19 protein-coding genes are annotated in these 16,907 nt (G+C 67.9%); 15 read left to right on the top strand and 4 right to left on the bottom strand.

Going from position 1 to position 16,907, the window contains the following annotated elements:
* Window positions 1–76: 76 nt before the first annotated feature.
* The 4 genes from HNP98_RS20855 to HNP98_RS20840 all read left to right on the top strand — a co-directional run bounded on the left by HNP98_RS20855 (window position 77) and on the right by HNP98_RS20840 (window position 5,720).
* Window positions 77–2,218: a M20/M25/M40 family metallo-hydrolase gene (locus tag HNP98_RS20855; protein WP_173812122.1), complete on the top strand. Its 2,142-nt coding sequence runs from the start codon at window positions 77–79 to the stop codon at window positions 2,216–2,218.
* A 68-nt stretch (window positions 2,219–2,286) separates the two neighbouring features.
* Window positions 2,287–4,101: a 2-succinyl-5-enolpyruvyl-6-hydroxy-3-cyclohexene-1-carboxylic-acid synthase gene (menD, locus tag HNP98_RS20850; protein WP_173812121.1), complete on the top strand. Its 1,815-nt coding sequence runs from the start codon at window positions 2,287–2,289 to the stop codon at window positions 4,099–4,101.
* 97 nt (window positions 4,102–4,198) lie between these two features.
* On the top strand, window positions 4,199–5,023 hold the full coding sequence (gene menB / locus HNP98_RS20845) for a 1,4-dihydroxy-2-naphthoyl-CoA synthase (protein WP_173812120.1): 825 nt from the start codon (window positions 4,199–4,201) through the stop codon (window positions 5,021–5,023).
* A 223-nt stretch (window positions 5,024–5,246) separates the two neighbouring features.
* Complete coding sequence (locus tag HNP98_RS20840) at window positions 5,247–5,720, top strand: DUF305 domain-containing protein (protein ID WP_246275267.1); 474 nt, start codon at window positions 5,247–5,249, stop codon at window positions 5,718–5,720.
* Between the two features lie 76 nt (window positions 5,721–5,796).
* On the opposite strand, the gene HNP98_RS20835 is transcribed toward HNP98_RS20840, so the two are convergent.
* A complete protein-coding gene (locus tag HNP98_RS20835; protein WP_173812119.1) occupies window positions 5,797–5,985 on the bottom strand; it encodes a hypothetical protein in 189 nt (62 codons plus the stop codon).
* 176 nt (window positions 5,986–6,161) lie between these two features.
* Here HNP98_RS20835 and HNP98_RS20830 point away from each other — a divergent pair, with 176 nt between their 5' ends.
* The 4 genes from HNP98_RS20830 to HNP98_RS20815 are packed head-to-tail and all read left to right on the top strand — an operon-like array spanning window position 6,162 to window position 9,123.
* The gene (locus tag HNP98_RS20830) at window positions 6,162–6,611 is read left to right on the top strand and encodes a hypothetical protein (protein ID WP_173812118.1); all 450 of its coding nucleotides are present in this window, start codon (window positions 6,162–6,164) and stop codon (window positions 6,609–6,611) included.
* 56 nt (window positions 6,612–6,667) lie between these two features.
* Window positions 6,668–7,111, top strand: a complete 444-nt coding sequence (locus HNP98_RS20825; RefSeq protein WP_173812117.1) for a hypothetical protein — start codon at window positions 6,668–6,670, stop codon at window positions 7,109–7,111.
* A gap of 15 nt (window positions 7,112–7,126) precedes the next feature.
* On the top strand, window positions 7,127–8,260 hold the full coding sequence (locus HNP98_RS20820) for an AMP-binding protein (protein WP_246275266.1): 1,134 nt from the start codon (window positions 7,127–7,129) through the stop codon (window positions 8,258–8,260).
* Window positions 8,257–9,123 (top strand): DUF481 domain-containing protein, encoded by an 867-nt coding sequence (locus HNP98_RS20815; RefSeq protein WP_173812116.1) that lies wholly within the window; start codon window positions 8,257–8,259, stop codon window positions 9,121–9,123. The genes HNP98_RS20820 and HNP98_RS20815 overlap by 4 nt, the downstream gene beginning before the upstream one ends.
* A gap of 9 nt (window positions 9,124–9,132) precedes the next feature.
* On the opposite strand, the gene HNP98_RS20810 is transcribed toward HNP98_RS20815, so the two are convergent.
* The 3 genes from HNP98_RS20810 to HNP98_RS20800 form a co-directional block, all read right to left on the bottom strand.
* Entirely contained in the window at window positions 9,133–9,342 is a 210-nt protein-coding gene (locus tag HNP98_RS20810; RefSeq protein ID WP_173812115.1) for a hypothetical protein, read from the bottom strand.
* 75 nt (window positions 9,343–9,417) lie between these two features.
* Complete coding sequence (locus tag HNP98_RS20805) at window positions 9,418–10,176, bottom strand: hypothetical protein (RefSeq protein WP_173812114.1); 759 nt, start codon at window positions 10,174–10,176, stop codon at window positions 9,418–9,420.
* 168 nt (window positions 10,177–10,344) lie between these two features.
* Window positions 10,345–11,766, bottom strand: coding sequence for a TlpA family protein disulfide reductase (locus HNP98_RS20800; RefSeq protein ID WP_173812113.1), 1,422 nt, complete (start codon window positions 11,764–11,766; stop codon window positions 10,345–10,347).
* Between the two features lie 208 nt (window positions 11,767–11,974).
* Here HNP98_RS20800 and HNP98_RS20795 point away from each other — a divergent pair, with 208 nt between their 5' ends.
* The 7 genes from HNP98_RS20795 to HNP98_RS20765 all read left to right on the top strand — a co-directional run bounded on the left by HNP98_RS20795 (window position 11,975) and on the right by HNP98_RS20765 (window position 16,820).
* Window positions 11,975–12,439 carry an ABA4-like family protein gene (locus HNP98_RS20795; RefSeq protein WP_173812112.1) on the top strand — a complete coding sequence of 155 codons (465 nt, stop codon included), beginning with the start codon at window positions 11,975–11,977 and terminating at the stop codon, window positions 12,437–12,439.
* Window positions 12,440–12,447: 8 nt separating this feature from the next.
* On the top strand, window positions 12,448–13,302 hold the full coding sequence (locus HNP98_RS20790; RefSeq protein ID WP_173812111.1) for a hypothetical protein: 855 nt from the start codon (window positions 12,448–12,450) through the stop codon (window positions 13,300–13,302).
* A 37-nt stretch (window positions 13,303–13,339) separates the two neighbouring features.
* The gene (locus HNP98_RS20785; protein WP_173812110.1) at window positions 13,340–14,362 is read left to right on the top strand and encodes a sensor histidine kinase; all 1,023 of its coding nucleotides are present in this window, start codon (window positions 13,340–13,342) and stop codon (window positions 14,360–14,362) included.
* Between the two features lie 149 nt (window positions 14,363–14,511).
* Complete coding sequence (locus HNP98_RS20780) at window positions 14,512–15,072, top strand: methyltransferase family protein (RefSeq protein ID WP_173812109.1); 561 nt, start codon at window positions 14,512–14,514, stop codon at window positions 15,070–15,072.
* Between the two features lie 159 nt (window positions 15,073–15,231).
* Complete coding sequence (locus HNP98_RS20775; RefSeq protein ID WP_173812108.1) at window positions 15,232–15,981, top strand: LytR/AlgR family response regulator transcription factor; 750 nt, start codon at window positions 15,232–15,234, stop codon at window positions 15,979–15,981.
* 59 nt (window positions 15,982–16,040) lie between these two features.
* A complete protein-coding gene (locus HNP98_RS20770) occupies window positions 16,041–16,625 on the top strand; it encodes a Uma2 family endonuclease (protein WP_173812107.1) in 585 nt (194 codons plus the stop codon).
* Between the two features lie 36 nt (window positions 16,626–16,661).
* On the top strand, window positions 16,662–16,820 hold the full coding sequence (locus HNP98_RS20765; protein WP_173812106.1) for a hypothetical protein: 159 nt from the start codon (window positions 16,662–16,664) through the stop codon (window positions 16,818–16,820).
* Window positions 16,821–16,907: the final 87 nt, after the last annotated feature.

The raw sequence follows: 16,907 nt of genomic DNA, 5'->3' as shown, positions 1-16,907 counted from the left end.
ACAGTCGTTGAAACGGCGCGGGGCCGCGCACGGTAACGCGCGCGCCACTGGCTACCACTAAATCTTCGCCTTGCCTATGAAGCGCTTCTTTGCTTTACTCATTCCCCTAAGCACCTGGGCCGTCTCAGCACAGGCACAACTGCCGGCGCTGCTGCAAGCCTACGCGCGCACCAGCGCCGTAAGCGGCCGAGAAGAGGAAGCCAGCCGCTTCGTAGAACAGCTATTCAAAGCCGGCGCGCTGCGGCGCGACCGGCTCGGCAGCCTCGTGCTGGTGGTGGGCAGCGGCAGCCCGCGCCGCTTATTGGCGGCCCCGCTCGACGAGCCGGGCTACGTGGTGAGCCAGATTCAGGCCAACGGCTACCTGCGCGTGGCCCCGGTGGGCGGCGGGGCGGCGGGGGCCTTGTACCACCAGTTTCTGGAAGGGCACGACGTGCGCATCGGCACGGCCAGCGGGCCGCGCAACGCCGTTTCGTGCGTGCCGTCGTCGCACTACGACAACCTGCGGGCCGCGCCCGAGCGCACGCTGCCGCCCTTTTCGTGGCAGGCGGCTTTTCTGGACGTGGGCGCGGCTTCGGCGGCGGCCGTGGCCCAGCAGGGCATTCGCCTGCTCGACCCCGTGGCGCTGGAGAAACAGCCCGTGCTGGTGGCGCAGCAGTGGGTGGCCGCCCCGGCCATGCGCGAAAAAGCCGCCGCCGTGGCCCTGGCCACCGCCGCCCAGGCGCTGCTGGCCGCGCCGCCGCCGGGCACCACGGTCATCGCCTGGACGACCCTCGACCTGCTCAACGACAAGGGCTTTGAGGCCGTGGCCAACCGGTACGGCCCCTTCAACGAGGTGTACCGCTTCGAGCGCAGCCTGGAGGCCGAGGGCCCCGGCACGGGGCAGTTCCTGGCCGACCAGGAGTTCACGGCCCTCCCCGGCCAAACCCTGGCGCAACCCTCCCGCCCGGCGCGCAAGCCCGTGCTGCCCAACGCGCAGCTCGCCGGCGCCCACACTTACCTGCTGGGCCTGCCCGCCCGCTACGCCCACACGCCCGTCGAGGCCGTGGCGGTGGCCGACGTGCAGCAGCTCGTGCGGGCGTGGCGGGCGGCGGCGGGCGCGGCAACCACGGCCGCCGCCCTAGCCCCCGCCCCGCCCGCCCCGCCCCAATACCCGTTCCCGAAGCCCGCGCCCGAAGCCCAGCTGCTGGCGGGCCTGGTGGCGAGCTACGGCGTGAGCACCGCCGAAGCGCCCGTGCGCGCGTTCATTGCCCGGCAATTGCCCGCCTGGGCCAAGCCCACCACCGACCAGGCCGGCAACCTCACGCTGAGCTTTGGCCAGGGCAAGCGCCACCTGGTATTCGTGGCCCACATGGACGAGGTGGGCTTCGTGGTCGATTCCATCCGGCCCGATGGGCGGCTGGTGCTCGGCATGAAAGGCGGCGCGTTCCCGTGGCTGTGGGAGGCCCAGCCGGCGCTGCTGCACCGGCCGGGCCAGGCCGATGTGCCGGCCGTGTTCGAGCCGCGCCCGCAATACCTGAGCGCCACCAAGCGGGCAGCGGCCGGGCCGCTCACGGTGTTTGCGGGCTTCGCGTCGGCGCAGCAGGCGCAGGCGGCGGGCATCGCGGTGGGCCGCACCACCGCCACCATGCCCAAGGCCCTGCGCCCGCTGGGGCCCAACCGCGCCGCCGCCCGCGGCCTCGACGACCGGGCGGGCTGCGCGGCGCTGCTGCTCAACCTGCGCCACCTCGACCCGGCCAAGCTGCCCTGCCGCGTCACCTGCGTGTGGTCGACGGGCGAGGAAATCGGCCTGCTGGGCGCGGCCTTCGCCGCCCAGGGCCTGCGCGATGCCGACGCGGTGTACCCGATTGACACCTTCGTGTCGTCGGACGCGCCGCAGGAGTCACCCGCTTTCGGTCATTGCCCACTGGGCCAGGGCGCGGTTATTCGCGTGGTCGAGAGCATCAACTTTGCGCGGCGCGACTTGGTGCGCAACGTGCACGCGCTGGCCGACCGCCAACACATTCCCATTCAGGAGGGCATGACGGTGGGCGGCACCGATGGCCTGGAATTCCTGAATTACGGCATCCCGTCGGTACCGCTCTCGTGGCCCGGCCGCTACTCGCACTCGCCCGTAGAAGTGCTCGACTACCGCGACCTCGACAGCCTGGTACGCCTGGTGGGCGCGTTGATCCAGGCCGGGGCCCCGGCCCCTCCCGCCCACGCCAAGCGCAAACCGTAGCCCGCGCCGCTTGTTGCGCGTACCGGCAACGGCCCTACCTCCGGCTGCCTCGCCCATTACTTCCGAAGATGAATAACCAAGCCGTTTTCAACATCGCCGAAATCTGCGCCCGGCACGGCATCACCGACGTCATTCTGTCGCCCGGCTCGCGCTCGGCCCCGCTCACCCTGGCCTTTGCGCGGCACCCGGCCTACCGGGGCAAGCTGCGCGTAGTGCCCGACGAGCGGGCGGCGGCCTTCATCGGCCTGGGCATTGCGCAGGCCACGCGGCGGCCGGTGGTGCTGGTGTGCACCAGCGGCACGGCCGGCCTCAACTACGCGCCCGCCGTGGCCGAGGCCTTTTTCCAGCAAATCCCGCTGCTCGTCCTCACCGCCGACCGCCCCCCGGAATGGATTGACCAGCTCGACGGCCAAACCATCCGCCAGCACAACCTGTACGGGGCCCACGCCAAGGGCGCATTTGAATTCCCCGCCGACACCACGCACCCCGACGCCAAGTGGCACGCCGAGCGCATCATCAACGAGGCCCTTAACCTGGCCCAGGCGGGCCCCGCCGGGCCGGTGCAGGTGAATATCCCGCTGCGCGAGCCGTTTTATCCAAAGCCGGGCGAGGATATTGTGTACGAGCAGGATGTGAAGATTATTCGGGAAGACCACGCCAATGCCGTGCTGCCCCCGGCCGAGATTCTGGATTTGCGCCAGCGGCTGCGGGCCGCCGGCCGCGTGCTGGTGGTGGCCGGGCAGCAGGCCAGCGGCCCCAGCCTGACGGCCGCGCTCTACGATTTTGCCGCGGCGCGGCAAGTGCCGGTGGTGGGCGATGTTATTACTAATTTGGGCGAAGTGCCGGCCGTGCACGGGCACGACGTTTTTCTGGCTGGCTTGGCGAAGGAGCAAAAAGCGGCCCTGCAACCCGACCTGCTCATCACCTTCGGGCAGTCGCTGATTTCGAAGAGCTTGAAGCTGTTCCTGCGCGACGCAACCCCGGCGCAGCACTGGCACCTGCAAGCCACGGGGCCCGTGGCCGACACGTTTCGCCGCCTCACGCGCATCGTGCGGGTGCAGCCGGCCACGTTCTTCCAGCAGCTGTCGTCGTTCGAAACCAAGGACTACGGCCCCACAGAAGATTCGAATCCTTCCTCTGTAAAAAACATCGAGGGTTCGAATCCCATCCCCTCCGAGGCTCTTGATCTAGGTCCGAATCCGAGCGGGATCACCGAAACGCCCGTGACCTGGCGGCGGGCCGATGCGGCGGCGGCGGTGTTTCTGGCCGATTTCTTTGCGGCCGCTGGCCAGCCGTTCAACGAGTTCTCGGCCTTTCGCCACGCGCTGGGGGCCCTGGCCGACGGCACGGCCCTGCACCTGGCCAACAGCATGGCCGTGCGCTACGCCAACATCCTGGGCCTGCCCCAAGGCAAGCAAATCGAGGTATTCGCCAACCGCGGCACCAGCGGCATCGACGGCTGCAACAGCACGGCCGTGGGCGGGGCCCTGGCACAGCCCGGCCGGCCAGTGGTGCTGCTGACTGGCGACGTGGCGTTTTTCTACGACCGCAATGCCTTCTGGCACAACTACCCTACGCCCAACCTGCGGGTGGTGGTATTTAATAACCACGGCGGCGGCATTTTCCGCATCATCGACGGGCCCCGGCAACAGCCCGAGCTGGACGAGTTTTTTGAAACCCACCAGGCCCTGACGGCCGAGAACCTGTGCCGCGATTTTAAGCTGCGCTACTTCCCGGTCGCGTCGTTCGACGAACTCAATGCCGCGCTGCCGGTTTTCTTTGCGGCCGAAGCCGGGGCGGCGGTGCTGGAAGTTTTTACCGATAGCAAAACCAACGCGGCTTTTTTTGAAGAGTACCGCGCGGCCGTAAAGGCGGCTTTTTAGCGCAAAGTTTCGCGAAGTTTAAACTTAAGTTTCGCGAAGCCTGGTGAACATAATATTGCGAAACTTAAATTTTAAACTTAGCGAAACTTCGCGCGACATGGCTGAAACAATCGAATGGACCCCGATTAAGGAGTTCAAAGAAATCCTGTTCTCCCAGCACGGGGGCATTGCCAAAATCAGCATCAACCGGCCGCAGGTGCACAACGCCTTCACGCCGCTCACGGTGGACGAGATGATTGAGGCGATGGACATTTGCCGCAACCGCACCGACATCGGCGTAATTGTTTTCTCGGGCGAGGGCGGCAAGGCCTTCTGCTCGGGCGGCGACCAGAGCGTGCGCGGCCACGGCGGCTACATCGGCGAAAACGCCGTGCCCCGCCTCAACGTGCTCGATTTGCAGAAGATGATCCGCTCCATCCCGAAGCCCGTGATTGCGATGGTGGCGGGCTGGGCCATCGGCGGCGGGCACGTGCTGCACGTGGTCTGCGACCTGACCATTGCCGCCGACAACGCCCGCTTCGGCCAGACGGGCCCCAACGTGGGCTCGTTCGACGGCGGCTTTGGGGCGAGCTACCTGGCCCGCGTGGTGGGCCAGAAAAAGGCCCGCGAAATCTGGTTCCTCTGCGACCAGTACGACGCCCAGGAGGCCCTCGACATGGGCCTGGTGAACAAGGTGGTGCCGCTGGACAAGCTGGAGGAAACCACCGTGGCCTGGTGCCATAAAATCCTGCAAAAGAGCCCCCTGGCCCTGCGCATGCTCAAATCGGCCTTCAACGCCGAACTCGACGGGCAGGCCGGCATCCAGGAGCTGGCCGGCAACGCCACGCTGCTCTACTACCTGAGTGACGAGGCCAAAGAAGGCAAAAACGCCTTTCTGGAAAAGCGCCAGCCGGACTTCTCGAAATTCCCGAAATTCCCGTAGGGAATTGTACAGCTTTAGCTAGCGAAACGTACAGGATTACTGCTTGAGCAGTAATCCTGTACGTTTTTTCTTGTCCGTTTACGACCTTGGCAGCTAGGCTATTAGCTAATAATAAAGCCAGGCCAAGCGTAGCTGGAGCCACCCGGTCACCTGCTTTTAGGGCATAACCCACTGATGGTTGCGACGTTAGAAACAGCCGCTCTTACCTAGCCAACTACCAGCCATGCAGCCCCAAATGCAGCACAACCACTACCCCAGGTTTTTCCTGATGCTCGGCGCCTCGTTCGTCGTCATGTACGTGGTGATGTACCTCAACACCTACGAGTGGGACCACGTGTACTTCAGCCTCATGCGCTTTTACATGACGTGCCTGATGATTGTGCCGATGGGCCTCATCATGCTGGGTTTTATGGGCTCGATGTACCCCAGGCGCGGGCTCAACCTACTTATCGGCGGCGCGGGCAGCCTGTTTTTCGTAGCGGTGTACTTTGTGATGCGCTCTCAAACCTTCGTGGACGACGTAAGCTGGATGGAAGGCATGATTCCGCACCACTCCATTGCCATCCTTACCAGCGAGCGGGCCAACATTCGGGACCCGGAAGTGCGCAAGCTGGCCGACGGCATCATCACCGCCCAGAAGCGCGAAATCGGCGAGATGCAAGCGATGATTAAACGGCTCAAGGCGCAATCGAACTGAATGCCCCAGCCATAAAAGAGCCCTGCCAGCGCGGCGGGGCTTTTTTTGTGCGGTACCGGGTTGGCTTGCGTAAATTCTAAAAGCTGCCGCCCATGGACTGGCAGCCCCAGCACCAGGCGGCGAACGAGCGCAGCCGGGCGTGCTTGCGCTCCTTTTTCACGGCTTTGGCCTGGGCTTTGGCGGCCAGCTCGTCCGGGTTGAGCACAGCGGCAGCGCTTGCGACGACGGGGCCCAGCGGGGCGGGTATTTGCGGGTGGGTGGTCATGGCCGGAAGAGAAGAATGGGGTGGGAGATGGGTAATAATACCCATTTTTTTTGACAAAGCCAAGCCAAACGGGGCCGGCGGGTGTTTGCAACCCGCGTGCGGGCTTTTGCGTGCAACTGCCCGCGGGGCCCCGCCCCCGCTTTTATTTGCCCGGCCAAGCGCCACTTTCCCCGCCCATGACGGACGCTGAGTTTCACCGCGCCATCGGGCGCATCCGGCGGCAGCACTGGCTGCACTACGCGGCGCAGGCCCTGCTGATGGGCGGGGCGGTGCTGGCCGCCGGCGGCCGCACCGCCCCCGGCACGGCCGTGAACCCGCGGCTGGCCACGTGGCCCGTTTTGCTGCTGCTGGGAGCCCTGGTTCCGGCGGTGGGGGCCCTGCTGTACGCGTTTTCGCGCACCATGCGGCCCAACCTGCGGCGGCCCTACGCCGAAAACCTGCGCATCTACCAGGGCCGGATGTTCTTGCGCGACAGCCTACTGGGCCTGCTGGCCCTGCCGCTGCTGGCCTCGTACCTCTTCACGCACCACGCCACGGACCTGGCCATCTGCGGCGGGCTGCTGCTATTTTTGGCCTGGCGCACGCGGCCCACGGCCCAAACCTACCAGCGCTGGCTGCTCACGTAGGCCGGCCGGGTGTCATCATCTTTGGCGCTCATACAGCAGTCCTTTTGGTTTATTCTATGCTGGCCCGAATTGTAGAACGCTTGCTTGATGGCGAGAATTACCCAACAGCAATAAAAGCACTATTCATAGCCATGTTATTTGGCGGAGCGTTTTGGGTATTTAATTCCAAAAAGCTACCTACGCATGCAGAAGACCTGGTGGAGAAACGAAAGATAACCCTCAAAGGCGTACTCTGGAAGAAGATTTTGGACGCCCGTGGCGATTACCAACTATTTTTAGGGCAAGAGTTTAAGTGGGCAGAGACCCCTGATTTGCGGTTTTATTATCCTGCCTCGTTCACGATAGACACGTTCCATATTCTCCCTTATCCTGAGCTTAAAAAGAACTCTTTACCAGTTTATATCGAAGCAGGCGACAGTTTAATAAAGAGGAACGGCGTGTCAGATATTCTGGTCAAACACGGCGCAACTAGCCGCGTGTTTAGCTATCATGGTTTTTAGCATTAAATTTTGACTTTGGCTTCTTCCAACATTCCCACTTCCCTGCTGCTCAACGGCCGCGAATTCCCCTACGCCGCCTTGCAGCAGTACCCCGCGCCCACCGGGGGGCCCCTGAACGGCTACGAGGCCCGCGTGCTGGAGCGGGTGCGCGAGTGGCTCACGGGCGCGCAGGAATTCACGCTCACCACCTCGGGCAGCACGGGCCCGCCCGCGCCCATTGCCCTGCGCCGCCGCCAGCTCGAAGCCTCGGCCCGCCGCACCGGCGACTTCTTCGACCTGGGGCCCGGCGACCGGGCCCTGGTCTGCCTCAACTGCGAGTACATCGGCGGGCTGATGATGCTGGTGCGCGGCCTGGAGCGCCACCTGCACCTGACCGTCGTGGAGCCCCGGGCCGACCCGTTTGAACTGGTGGCGGCCGACGCGGAATTTGACTTCGCCGCCTTCGTGCCCCTGCAATTGCAAGCCGTGCTGGCCGCCGGCCGCGCCGGGCGGCTCAACCAAATGAAGACCGTGCTGGTGGGCGGGGCCCCCGTGGACGCGGCCCTGCTGGCCGCCGTGCAGGCCCAGCTCACGGTGCCGGTGCTGCTCACCTACGGCATGACCGAAACCTGCTCGCACGTGGCCCTGCGCCCCCTCAACGGGCCCCGGGCGGCCCCCGGCTTCCGGGTGCTGCCGGGCATCGCGGCGGGGCAGGACGAGCGGGGCTGCATAACACTGCGCGGCGACGTGACCGACGACCAGCTCGTGACCACCAACGACCGGGTGACGCTCGACGCCGCGGCCCACACCTTTGAGTGGCTGGGCCGGGCCGACTTCATCATCAACTCGGGCGGCGTGAAGGTGCAGGCCGAGAAAGTGGAGCTGGTGCTCGACGTGGCCCTGGCCGAAATCGGGCCGCCGCGCCGCTGCTTCGTGGCCGGCCGGCCCGACGCCCGCCTGGGCGAGGCCGTGACGGCCTTCGTGGAGGGCCCGGCCCTGGACCCGGCCGCCGAAGCGCAGCTGCGCGGGCTGCTACAGGCCCGCCTGGGCCCCTACGAGCAGCCCCGGCAGCTCGTGTTCGTGCCCGAATTTGCGACCACGGCCACCGGCAAGCTCGACCGCCCGGCCACGCTGCGCCACCTGGGCGGGGCCGGCGCGGCGGCCCAATGACGGGCCCCCGGCCGGCGCAGCGGGGCCGCGGGCGGTGGCGGCGGGCCGCCGCCGCACTGCTGCTGGGCGGCGCGGCCCCGGCCCTGGCCCAGGCGCAAGCCGCCGACACGGCCCGCACCGCGGCGGCCCCGGCCGTGGCCCCGGCGGCGGGCGGCGCGGCGGGCCTGCCCGCCACCGAGTTTGAGACCTACGCCGTGTCGGGCCGGGGCGTGCGCTACACGGCGTCGCTCACGGGCCTCTACACCACGGGCACGGTGCAGCGCACGTTTCTGAGCACGAGCCACACGGTCAACCTGGCCTTCAAGGGCGGGCACTGGCGGGTGCCGGGGGCCTTCAACTTCAGCTACGGCAAGCAAAACCAGGTGCTGAGCGAACGGGAGCTGACGCTGCTCGCAACGCCCACCTACCAGCAGGGGCGCTGCAAGTTCTACACCCTGAGCGACGCCGAGCGCAGCAACCTGCGGGCCATTGCCCACCGCTTCGTGAACGGCCTGGGGGCCGGCTACGACGTGTACCGCGACACCCTGGGCAATACCGTGGGCCTGAGCTATTTTCTACTTTACGAGGACACGCGCTACCTCACCGAGCTGCACCGGCAGGTGCTGCGCCACTCCTTCCGGTTGAAAACCCACTTCACGCGCGGCATTTCCACCCTCGACGTGCTGGCCTACTACCAGCCCGCGGTGGGCAACCCGGCCGGCGACTACCGCGCGAACGGCACGGCCGTGCTGAGCGTGCGCCTAGCCCGGCACCTGGCCCTGGCCGTGAACTACGCGTATTCGCTCGAAAGCATCAACGTGGCCGGCCGCGCCCCCGTGAACACCAATCTATCGGTGGGCTTCACCTATGCGGTAGGCAAATAGGCCTTGAACTCAGTGAACGGTGCGCACCGAGTCCGGGGCCGGTTGGGCGTAGCGCGGAGCGGCCGAGGTGCTGGCCTCGGTGCGCACGGCCACCGGAGCAGCCGGCCCCGGGGTGCTCCCGCCTTTGGCCAGCCACACGGCCGGCAGCAACAGCAAGCCAAAGGCCCAGCGCACCCCGCGGGCATCGGGAACGAAGGGAGCAATCCAACCGAAACGCATACAAGTACCATTTTAGTGTGCCGAGGGGGCAAACATAAGCCGCCGCCGGCCGCGCCGCAAGGGCGGGCCCACACTTTATTCGGCCCGCAGCCCTTTTTGGCTGAAAAGCCGCTCGCGGCCCCGCACCACGGCCACCAAGTCGTTGAGGAACAGCTTGCCGCGCAGGTAAAAAATGGGCCCGCTGATTTCCTTGCGCACGGCGCGGTCCACGAACACCGGGGCCCGCCAGCCGGCTCCGGCCCCGAGGCCGCCCCAGCGGAATACGCGCATCTGGGCGTTCACGCTGGGCTCGACGATGCCCATGAAGTCGTGCGGCGTTTCCTGAACGGAGCCGCCGGGCGAGACGTACTCCACGTAGGCGTTGCCGAGGCCCGCTTGCAGGGGCACGCTCAGCTCCCAGCGGCGGGTTTCGAGCAGCACGTACTCGCCGTAGAGGGCCAGGTAGCGGAAGCGCAGGTCGGCGCGGGCGTCGTCGTCGATGTCGTCGGGCCGGGCGCGGCGGGTGGGGATGCGGCTGCTGAGAAAATAAACGGCCGCGCCGGTGCGCAAGCGGTTTTTCCACTCCAGGCCCAGTTTCAAGCCGTTGATGGTGCAGAAGTGGCTGTTGATGATGGAATAGCGGGCGTCGTATAGGGCCACCACCCGGGGCTTTTCCAGCCGCGCCACCGCTCGGCGGCCCACCGCCGAGTCGGGCCGCGCCCGGTTATGGGCCGATTCGGGCGCCTGCGCCCGGCCCGCCAGCGGCAGCAGGGCCCCTAGCCACCACCCCCATAGCCCCCGCCGCACCCCGGGGCCAACGGCCTGGCGGCCGGCAATAAACAGGGAATGGATCAACGTCACACGGCGGGTACGCAAGCCCAGCCGTAGCCGTTGCGTTCAATGGGCAAGAGGGGGTTAACCCGCAACGGGCGCTTTGGTTCAGAAAACCGGGCCCGGGGGCCCCGGGCCCGCCGCAATTCGCGCGCCAAAAGGTGGCTCAGGGCCCGCCGCGGGCCCGGCCGGCTAGCCTTTCAGGGCGGCCTCGATGGCGGCCACGGTTTCGGCCCCGGCCGAGGGGCGCGGCGCTCTGGGGGTCACGATGCGGCCGTCGCGCCCGATGAGCCAGTACGTAGGGTAGCTCTCCACCTGGAAGGCAGCGGGCACCTGCTGGTCGGGGGCGCGCAGGTGCACGCCGCCGGGGCCCAGCAGGTGCTCGGCGGCCAGCACTTGCTGCCACTTTTGTTCCTTGTCGTTCACGTCGATGTACACAAATACCACGTCGCGGCCCGCAAATTGCTGGCGCAGGACGAGGCTGGCGGGTATTTCGGCCAGGCACGGGTGGCACCAAGTGCCCCAGAAATCGAGGTAGACGACTTTGCCCCGCAGGTCGGCCAGAGCTACTGTTCTGCCTTCGTTGTTCAGCAGCGTAAAGGCGGGGGCCGGGTGGCCGGGCAGGATTTGCACCGCCTGGGCGTAGCGGGCGCGCAGGGTGCGGGCCATCGCGGAGTCGCGGTTTAGCTCCCGGAAAGTGGCCATCCAGGGGGCCAGCTGGGCGGCGTCGAGGGCATTAAACTGCGTGTAGACGTACCGGGCCAGCACCAAATCGCGGCTGCGGCCCGCGCCGAACTGCGCCCGGGTGCTGGCCAGCAGGGCCGCGGCGGTGGGCACGGGGTCCGAAGCCGGCAACGGCCCGTACATCTCCAGGAAGCCATAGTATTGCCCGTTGTTCATGGCCAGGGCCGAGTCCTGGGCCGGGCGCAGCGGGGCCAGAAAGTCGTAGTAGCCGGCGGGCAGGGCCCCGGTATTCAGCGCGGGGCGCACTGAATGGAAACTGCCGTAGTAGAGCAAGTAATCTGCCCGCTCAAAGTCGGCGCTCTGCCGCACGTAGGCCCGGAAGATGCCCGGCACGGGGTGCCGGGCAGCGTAGGCCGCGAAAAAAGCCCGGCGCTGCCGGCGGTAGTCGTCCACCAGGGCCCGCATCTGGGCGGGGGTGCTGGCTTCGAGCTGGCGCAGCGGGTTGTGGGCCATGCCCACGTCAAACTTTAAGACGGTTTCGGCCAAATAATTGTTGGCCGCCGCGACGCGCCCGGTGTAGCGCAGGGTTTCGTCAAATTTGGCGGCGTCGAGTGTGAGGTGCAGGTCGTCGCCGGGCGCGAGGAACAGCGGGGTCGATTCGTTGCCGTTGCGGAATTCGGCTTCCGTGGGCGCTTTCAAGCCGGGCAGGGCCAACCGGAAATTGCCCTGGCCGTCGAGCTGCGCCGTGGCCACGGCGACGGCTTCCCGCGTGAGGACGTTGTAGCCGTAGGCCACCTCCACCTGCGGCGACTTGGGATGGGCGAGGTGGCCGCTGACCAAGGTGCCGGACGGGGCCAGGGCCCCGGACGGGCCAGCCAACAGGCGGAGCGCGGGGCCAAGGGCCAGCGCCGCGAATAACAACAATCGCATGGGTGAAAATTGCTTGGGTAGAAGCCGTTAGGAAAAGCCGGAGCGGTAAGGTAGGGACGATAAACCACTAACCGGGCGAGTCCCACGGCCGCTTCGCCCCGCCCTGCGGCGGCTTGGCCCGGGCGCGGGGGCGCTTCGCCCCGAATGGGCTGGTGGCCGGCGGGGCCCGCTTCTACTTTTGACGCCGTTACCGCCTCAAACGCCGCCCATGCCCACGCCCGATTTTCTGTTTTCGCTCGCCAACCCCGCGGCGCTGCTCGGCTGGGCGCTGCTGGTGCTGGCCCCGCGCTGGCGCGGCACCCGGGCGCTGGTGCTCAGCGGGGCCCTGCCGCTGGGGCTGGCCGTGGCCTACACCGGGCTCATCGCCGCGCACTACCTGGGGCCGCACGGCGGCGAGGGCGGCTTCGGGTCGCTGGCGCAGGTGGCGGCGCTGTTCCGCGACCCGTGGGCGCTGCTGGCCGGCTGGGTGCACTACCTGTGCTTCGACCTGGCCGTGGGGGCCTGGGAAGTGCGCGACGCCCAGCGGCGCGGCGTGCCGCACGGGGCCCTGGCGCCGTGCCTGGCCCTCACGTTTATGCTGGGGCCCCTGGGGCTGCTGCTCTACTGCGGCGTGCGGCGGTTTTTTCTACGTAAAAATCTGGAAGTCAATAATCAATCATTGAACCTTAACTGATTACTGCCATGAAAACGCTGTTCCTCGCCAACCCACTCACGGCCCCGGAGGCCGCTGCTGCGCCGGGCCCCGCGCCGGCCCGCTGGGCGCGCACGGCGCTGCGCGCGCTGCACCGCGCCAACCCCGCCCTCTCCTACACCGGCTGGCTGAACGTGGGCCTGGCCGCGCTGGCCACGGCCGGCCTGCTGCTCGACCACCGCTTCGTGACGGGGGCCCCGGTGTGGCTCAAGCCGCTCAAGTTTTCCCTTTCCGTCACGGCCTACGCCTGGACGCTGGGCTGGCTGCTGGCCGACCTGCCGGGCGCGGCCCAGCGCGGCGTGCGGTGGCTGAGCGCGGGCGTGGCCCTGAGCATGGCCGTGGAGCAGGCCGTCATTTTCGGGCAGGCCGGGCGCGGCACCACCTCGCACTACAACGTGGCCACGGCCTTCGACGCGCTGCTGTTCGGCCTCATGGGGCTGTTCATCGCCCTGAACACGGCCCTGACCGTGTGGGCCCTGTACCTGGTGTGGCGGCACCGGCCCCACGGCCCGGCGGGCTACGTGTGGGGCGTGCGCTGGGGGCTGCTGGTGTTTCTGGTGGGCTCGGTGCTCGGCGGGCTCATGATTCACAACGGCCAGCACACCGTGGGGGCCCCCGACGGCGGCCCCGGCCTGCCCGGCCTGGGCTGGAGCACCCGCGCCGGCGACCTGCGCGTGGCCCATTTCCTGGGCCTGCACGCCCTGCAGGCGCTGCCGCTGCTGGGCGGGGCCCTGGGCCGCTGGGTGCCGCGCCGGGCGGCGGTGCTGGCCGGCGCGGGGGCCCTGGCCTACGCGGCGCTGGTGGCCGGCCTGTTCGTGCGGGCCCTGCACGGGCAGCCGCTGTGAGGCCGGCCCAGCCGGCCCGGGGGCCCATCTTTGCGGCATGAACGACCGCCGGTTCCGCCTGTGGGGCATTCCCGCCCTGGCCTTGGTCATCGCCCTGTTCAACGGGCCGTACCGGGGCCCCGGGGCCGGGGCGCGGTTCGCCCTGAGCGCGGGGGTGGCGCTGTACATCACCGCGGCGTTTTGGCTGGGCTGCCGGGCGCTGTGGGCGTGGCTGCTGCGCCGCCTGCCGCGCGTGGAGCAGACCGGCCGCCGCTTGTGGGCGCTGGCGGGCTTGTCGGTGGCGTTTGCCGGCGCGGCCACGGTGCTGCTCGCGCTGCCGCTGCACTGGTGGCGGCCGCAGTGGTTTTCGTTGCACCCCGCCGACTTGCTGCGGCAGGCGCGGTTCAACCTCATTCCTACGGCGGTGGTGCAAACGCTCTACGAAGCCGTCTATTTTTTTCAGCAGTGGGAGCAGAACGTGCGCCGCGCCGACCAACTGGCCCGCGCCAGCGCCCAGGCCCGGCTCGACGCGCTGCAGGGCCAGCTCGACCCGCACTTTCTGTTCAACAACCTCAACACCCTGGCCGCCCTCATCGAGCCCGGCAACGCCCCTGCCCAGGCCTTTGTGGAGCAGCTGGCCGACGTGTACCGCTACGTGCTGCTGGCCCAGGGCCGCCCCACGGTGCCCCTGGCCGAGGAGCTGGCCTTCGTGGAAACCTACCTGGCCCTGCACAAGGCCCGCTTCCGCGACAACCTGCTGGTGGAGTGGCACATTGCGCCCGGGGCCCTGGCCCGGCACGTGGCCCCGCTCAGCGTGCAGCTGCTGGTGGAAAACGCGCTGAAGCACAACGTGGCCTCGCGCGAGCACCCGCTGCGCCTGCGCCTGGGGGCCCCCGACACGCTCGATTTCCTGGCCGTGGAAAACACGCTGCGCCCGCGCCCGGCCGGCCCCGCGCCCGGCACCGGCAAGGGCCTGGCCAACGTGCGCCAACGCTACGCGCTGCTGGGCGCGGCCCAGCCGGTGGCCGCCGGGGCCGCCGATGGCCGGTTCACGGTGCGGCTACCGCTGCTCGACGCCTGAGCCCCCTGCTTTGCGGTTTGGGGGCCGGGGGCGGCGGTTTCGGGCACTTTTGTTGGCGGGCTGCCGGGGCCGCCGGCTACTTTTGACCGGTTGCGGCTTCCCGCGGGAAGCCGGCAGTTTCGCCCACCCGCCCGTTGCCCCGCCCCGCCATGCCCCTGCTCTTTCTCCTCGTTTACGCCGGCTGGTTCTTGTCAGAAATTCTGCTCAACCGCCTCATGCGCTCCTCGGCCGCCGACCAGCCCAATGCCGACAAGCACTCGCTGGGCCTGATTTGGGCCACGCTCCTCGGCGCGAACGGCCTGGCCGTGTACCTGGCGGAGCACTCCCGCTGGCCGGTGGGGCCGCAGCGCCTGGTGCCCGAGCTGGGGCTGGCCCTCATCGTGCTGGGCGTGGCGCTGCGGCTGCTGGTCATCCGGTCGCTGGGGCGGTTTTTCACGGTCGATGTCACCATTCGGGAAGGCCACCAGCTGAAAACGGACGGTTTTTACGCCTACCTGCGCCACCCTTCCTACGCGGCTTCCCTGCTCTCGTTCGTCGGCTTCGGCCTGTCGCTCAACAACTGGCCGGCGCTGCTCCTGGTTACCGCCGCCACCCTGGCCGCCTTCAGCTACCGCATCTGGGTGGAAGAGGCGGTGCTGACCCGGCAGTTCGGGACGGCCTACACCGATTACCAAAAGCGCACGAAACGCCTCATTCCCGCCGTTTACTGAGCCGGGACGCCCGCCGGGGGCCCGGTTGCCCGCAGGCAGCGCCCGGGGGCCGGCCCGTGCAGCGAAACGCGGCCCCGGCTTCCGCAGAACCCAGCGGGCCCTGCCGACGTCAACCTTACCGCGTCGGTTTTTTACCAAACCGTGCGACAGCTGCCGCCCATGACCGTTCTCATTTTAGAAGACGAGTACCCCGCCGCCGAGCGCCTCCAGCGCCTGCTGGCCCAGGCCGACGCCGGGGCCCGGGTGCTGGCCGTGCGCGACACCGTGGCCGGGGCCCTGGCCTGGCTGGCCGATAACCCCGCCCCGGACCTGATTCTGAGCGACATCCAGCTGGCCGACGGCCTCAGCTTTGAAATCTGGGAGCAGGCCGTGGTGCCCAGCCCGGTCGTGTTCACCACCGCCTACGACGCCTACGCCCTGCGGGCCTTCGAGGCCAACAGCGTGGCCTACTTGCTCAAGCCCGTGAAGCTGGCCGCCCTGCAAGCCGCCCTGGCCAAGCTGCGCCAGTGGCCGGCCCCCGCCCCGGGCCTCGAGCGCCTGCTCGACGCGCTGCCCCGCCCCCAGCGGGCCCACAAAACGCGCTTCCTGGTGCGCCAGGGCGAGCAGCTGCTGCCCCTGCCGGTGGCCGAGGCGGCGTGGTTCGGCAGCCGCTACGACACCACCACGCTGGTGGCCGCCGACGGCCGCCGCTTCATCATCGACTACACCCTGGAGCAGCTGGAGGGCCTGCTCGACCCGGCCCAGTTCTTCCGCCTCAACCGCCAGTGCCTGGCCCAGCTGCCGGCCGTGCGCCGGCTGGTGCCCTATTTCGGCGGCAAGCTGCGGGTGGAGCTGCACCCCGCCCCCGCCGACGAAGTGCTGGTGAGCAAGGAAAAAGCCCCCGCCGTGAAGGCCTGGCTGGAGGGCTGAGGGGCCCGCCGGCCCGGCCGTTTCCTGCGTACCTTGTTGGTTCAATCTGCCCCGGTTTTATGGACGTTATCAAGCTCAAAACCCCGGTTCTGGACCGCCTCACGGACGCGGAGTTCTTCGAGTTCTGCCAGGACCACCGCGACTTGCGCATCGAGCGCGACGCCGACCACCAAATCACCATCATGCCCCCCGCCAGTTCCGAAACCGGTTCCTCCAATAACGAATTATCACGCCAGCTAGCTAACTGGAACGTTGACAAAACGCTAGGGAAAACGTTCGACTCGTCGGCCGGCTTCACGCTCTCCACCGGGGCCATGCTTTCGCCCGACGCCAGCTGGATTGCCCGGGCCCGCTGGGACGCCCTTAGCGCCGACGACCGGCGCGGCTTTGCCCGCATCTGCCCCGATTTTGTGGCCGAGCTGCTCTCGCCCTCCGACCGCCTCACCGACGCGATGCGCAAGATGGAGCACTGGCTCGAAGCCGGGGCCCAGCTCGCCTGGCTCATCGCGCCGGCCAGCGAGTCGGTGTTCATTTTCGAGCCGAACCAGCCCGTGCGGCCCGTGGTGGGCTTCGACCACGAGCTGAGCGGCGAACCCGTACTGCCCGGTTTCGCGCTGGAGCGGCGGCGGCGGCGGCAGCCGTAAGCCCGGCCCCACGTTTTTTCATTCGCCCCCGCCCGCATGGAACCCATCAAGCTCAAAACCCCGGTCCTGGACCGCCTCACGGAGGAGGAATTCGCCCAGTTCTGCCTCGACCACCGCGACCTGCGCATCGAGCGCAACCGCAGCGGCCACATCACCATTATGCCCCCCGTATTCACCGAAAGCGGCTTTAAGTAGTCACGCAAAAGTAACCGTATAATTTTTTCCGATTCGGATTAGGACGTGTTCGATGCGTTGAAGCAAGGTGTGGTCGGATTGGTAGTC

Source organism: Hymenobacter caeli (assembly GCF_013294115.1).
GTDB classification, from domain to species: Bacteria; Bacteroidota; Bacteroidia; order Cytophagales; family Hymenobacteraceae; genus Hymenobacter; species Hymenobacter caeli.
This window is presented reverse-complemented; position numbering and strand designations above follow the sequence as displayed.

Coding starts and splice junctions, on each gene's coding strand:
- HNP98_RS20765 (WP_173812106.1), top strand. CDS start 16,662: ATGGAACCCATCAAGCTCAAAACCCCGGTCCTGGACCGCCTCACGGAG.
- menB (WP_173812120.1), top strand. CDS start 4,199: ATGGCTGAAACAATCGAATGGACCCCGATTAAGGAGTTCAAAGAAATC.
- HNP98_RS20800 (WP_173812113.1), bottom strand. CDS start 11,766: ATGCGATTGTTGTTATTCGCGGCGCTGGCCCTTGGCCCCGCGCTCCGC.
- HNP98_RS20825 (WP_173812117.1), top strand. CDS start 6,668: ATGCTGGCCCGAATTGTAGAACGCTTGCTTGATGGCGAGAATTACCCA.
- HNP98_RS20795 (WP_173812112.1), top strand. CDS start 11,975: ATGCCCACGCCCGATTTTCTGTTTTCGCTCGCCAACCCCGCGGCGCTG.
- HNP98_RS20790 (WP_173812111.1), top strand. CDS start 12,448: ATGAAAACGCTGTTCCTCGCCAACCCACTCACGGCCCCGGAGGCCGCT.
- HNP98_RS20840 (WP_246275267.1), top strand. CDS start 5,247: ATGCAGCCCCAAATGCAGCACAACCACTACCCCAGGTTTTTCCTGATG.
- HNP98_RS20770 (WP_173812107.1), top strand. CDS start 16,041: ATGGACGTTATCAAGCTCAAAACCCCGGTTCTGGACCGCCTCACGGAC.
- HNP98_RS20855 (WP_173812122.1), top strand. CDS start 77: ATGAAGCGCTTCTTTGCTTTACTCATTCCCCTAAGCACCTGGGCCGTC.
- menD (WP_173812121.1), top strand. CDS start 2,287: ATGAATAACCAAGCCGTTTTCAACATCGCCGAAATCTGCGCCCGGCAC.
- HNP98_RS20785 (WP_173812110.1), top strand. CDS start 13,340: ATGAACGACCGCCGGTTCCGCCTGTGGGGCATTCCCGCCCTGGCCTTG.
- HNP98_RS20775 (WP_173812108.1), top strand. CDS start 15,232: ATGACCGTTCTCATTTTAGAAGACGAGTACCCCGCCGCCGAGCGCCTC.
- HNP98_RS20810 (WP_173812115.1), bottom strand. CDS start 9,342: ATGCGTTTCGGTTGGATTGCTCCCTTCGTTCCCGATGCCCGCGGGGTG.
- HNP98_RS20815 (WP_173812116.1), top strand. CDS start 8,257: ATGACGGGCCCCCGGCCGGCGCAGCGGGGCCGCGGGCGGTGGCGGCGG.
- HNP98_RS20835 (WP_173812119.1), bottom strand. CDS start 5,985: ATGACCACCCACCCGCAAATACCCGCCCCGCTGGGCCCCGTCGTCGCA.
- HNP98_RS20780 (WP_173812109.1), top strand. CDS start 14,512: ATGCCCCTGCTCTTTCTCCTCGTTTACGCCGGCTGGTTCTTGTCAGAA.
- HNP98_RS20830 (WP_173812118.1), top strand. CDS start 6,162: ATGACGGACGCTGAGTTTCACCGCGCCATCGGGCGCATCCGGCGGCAG.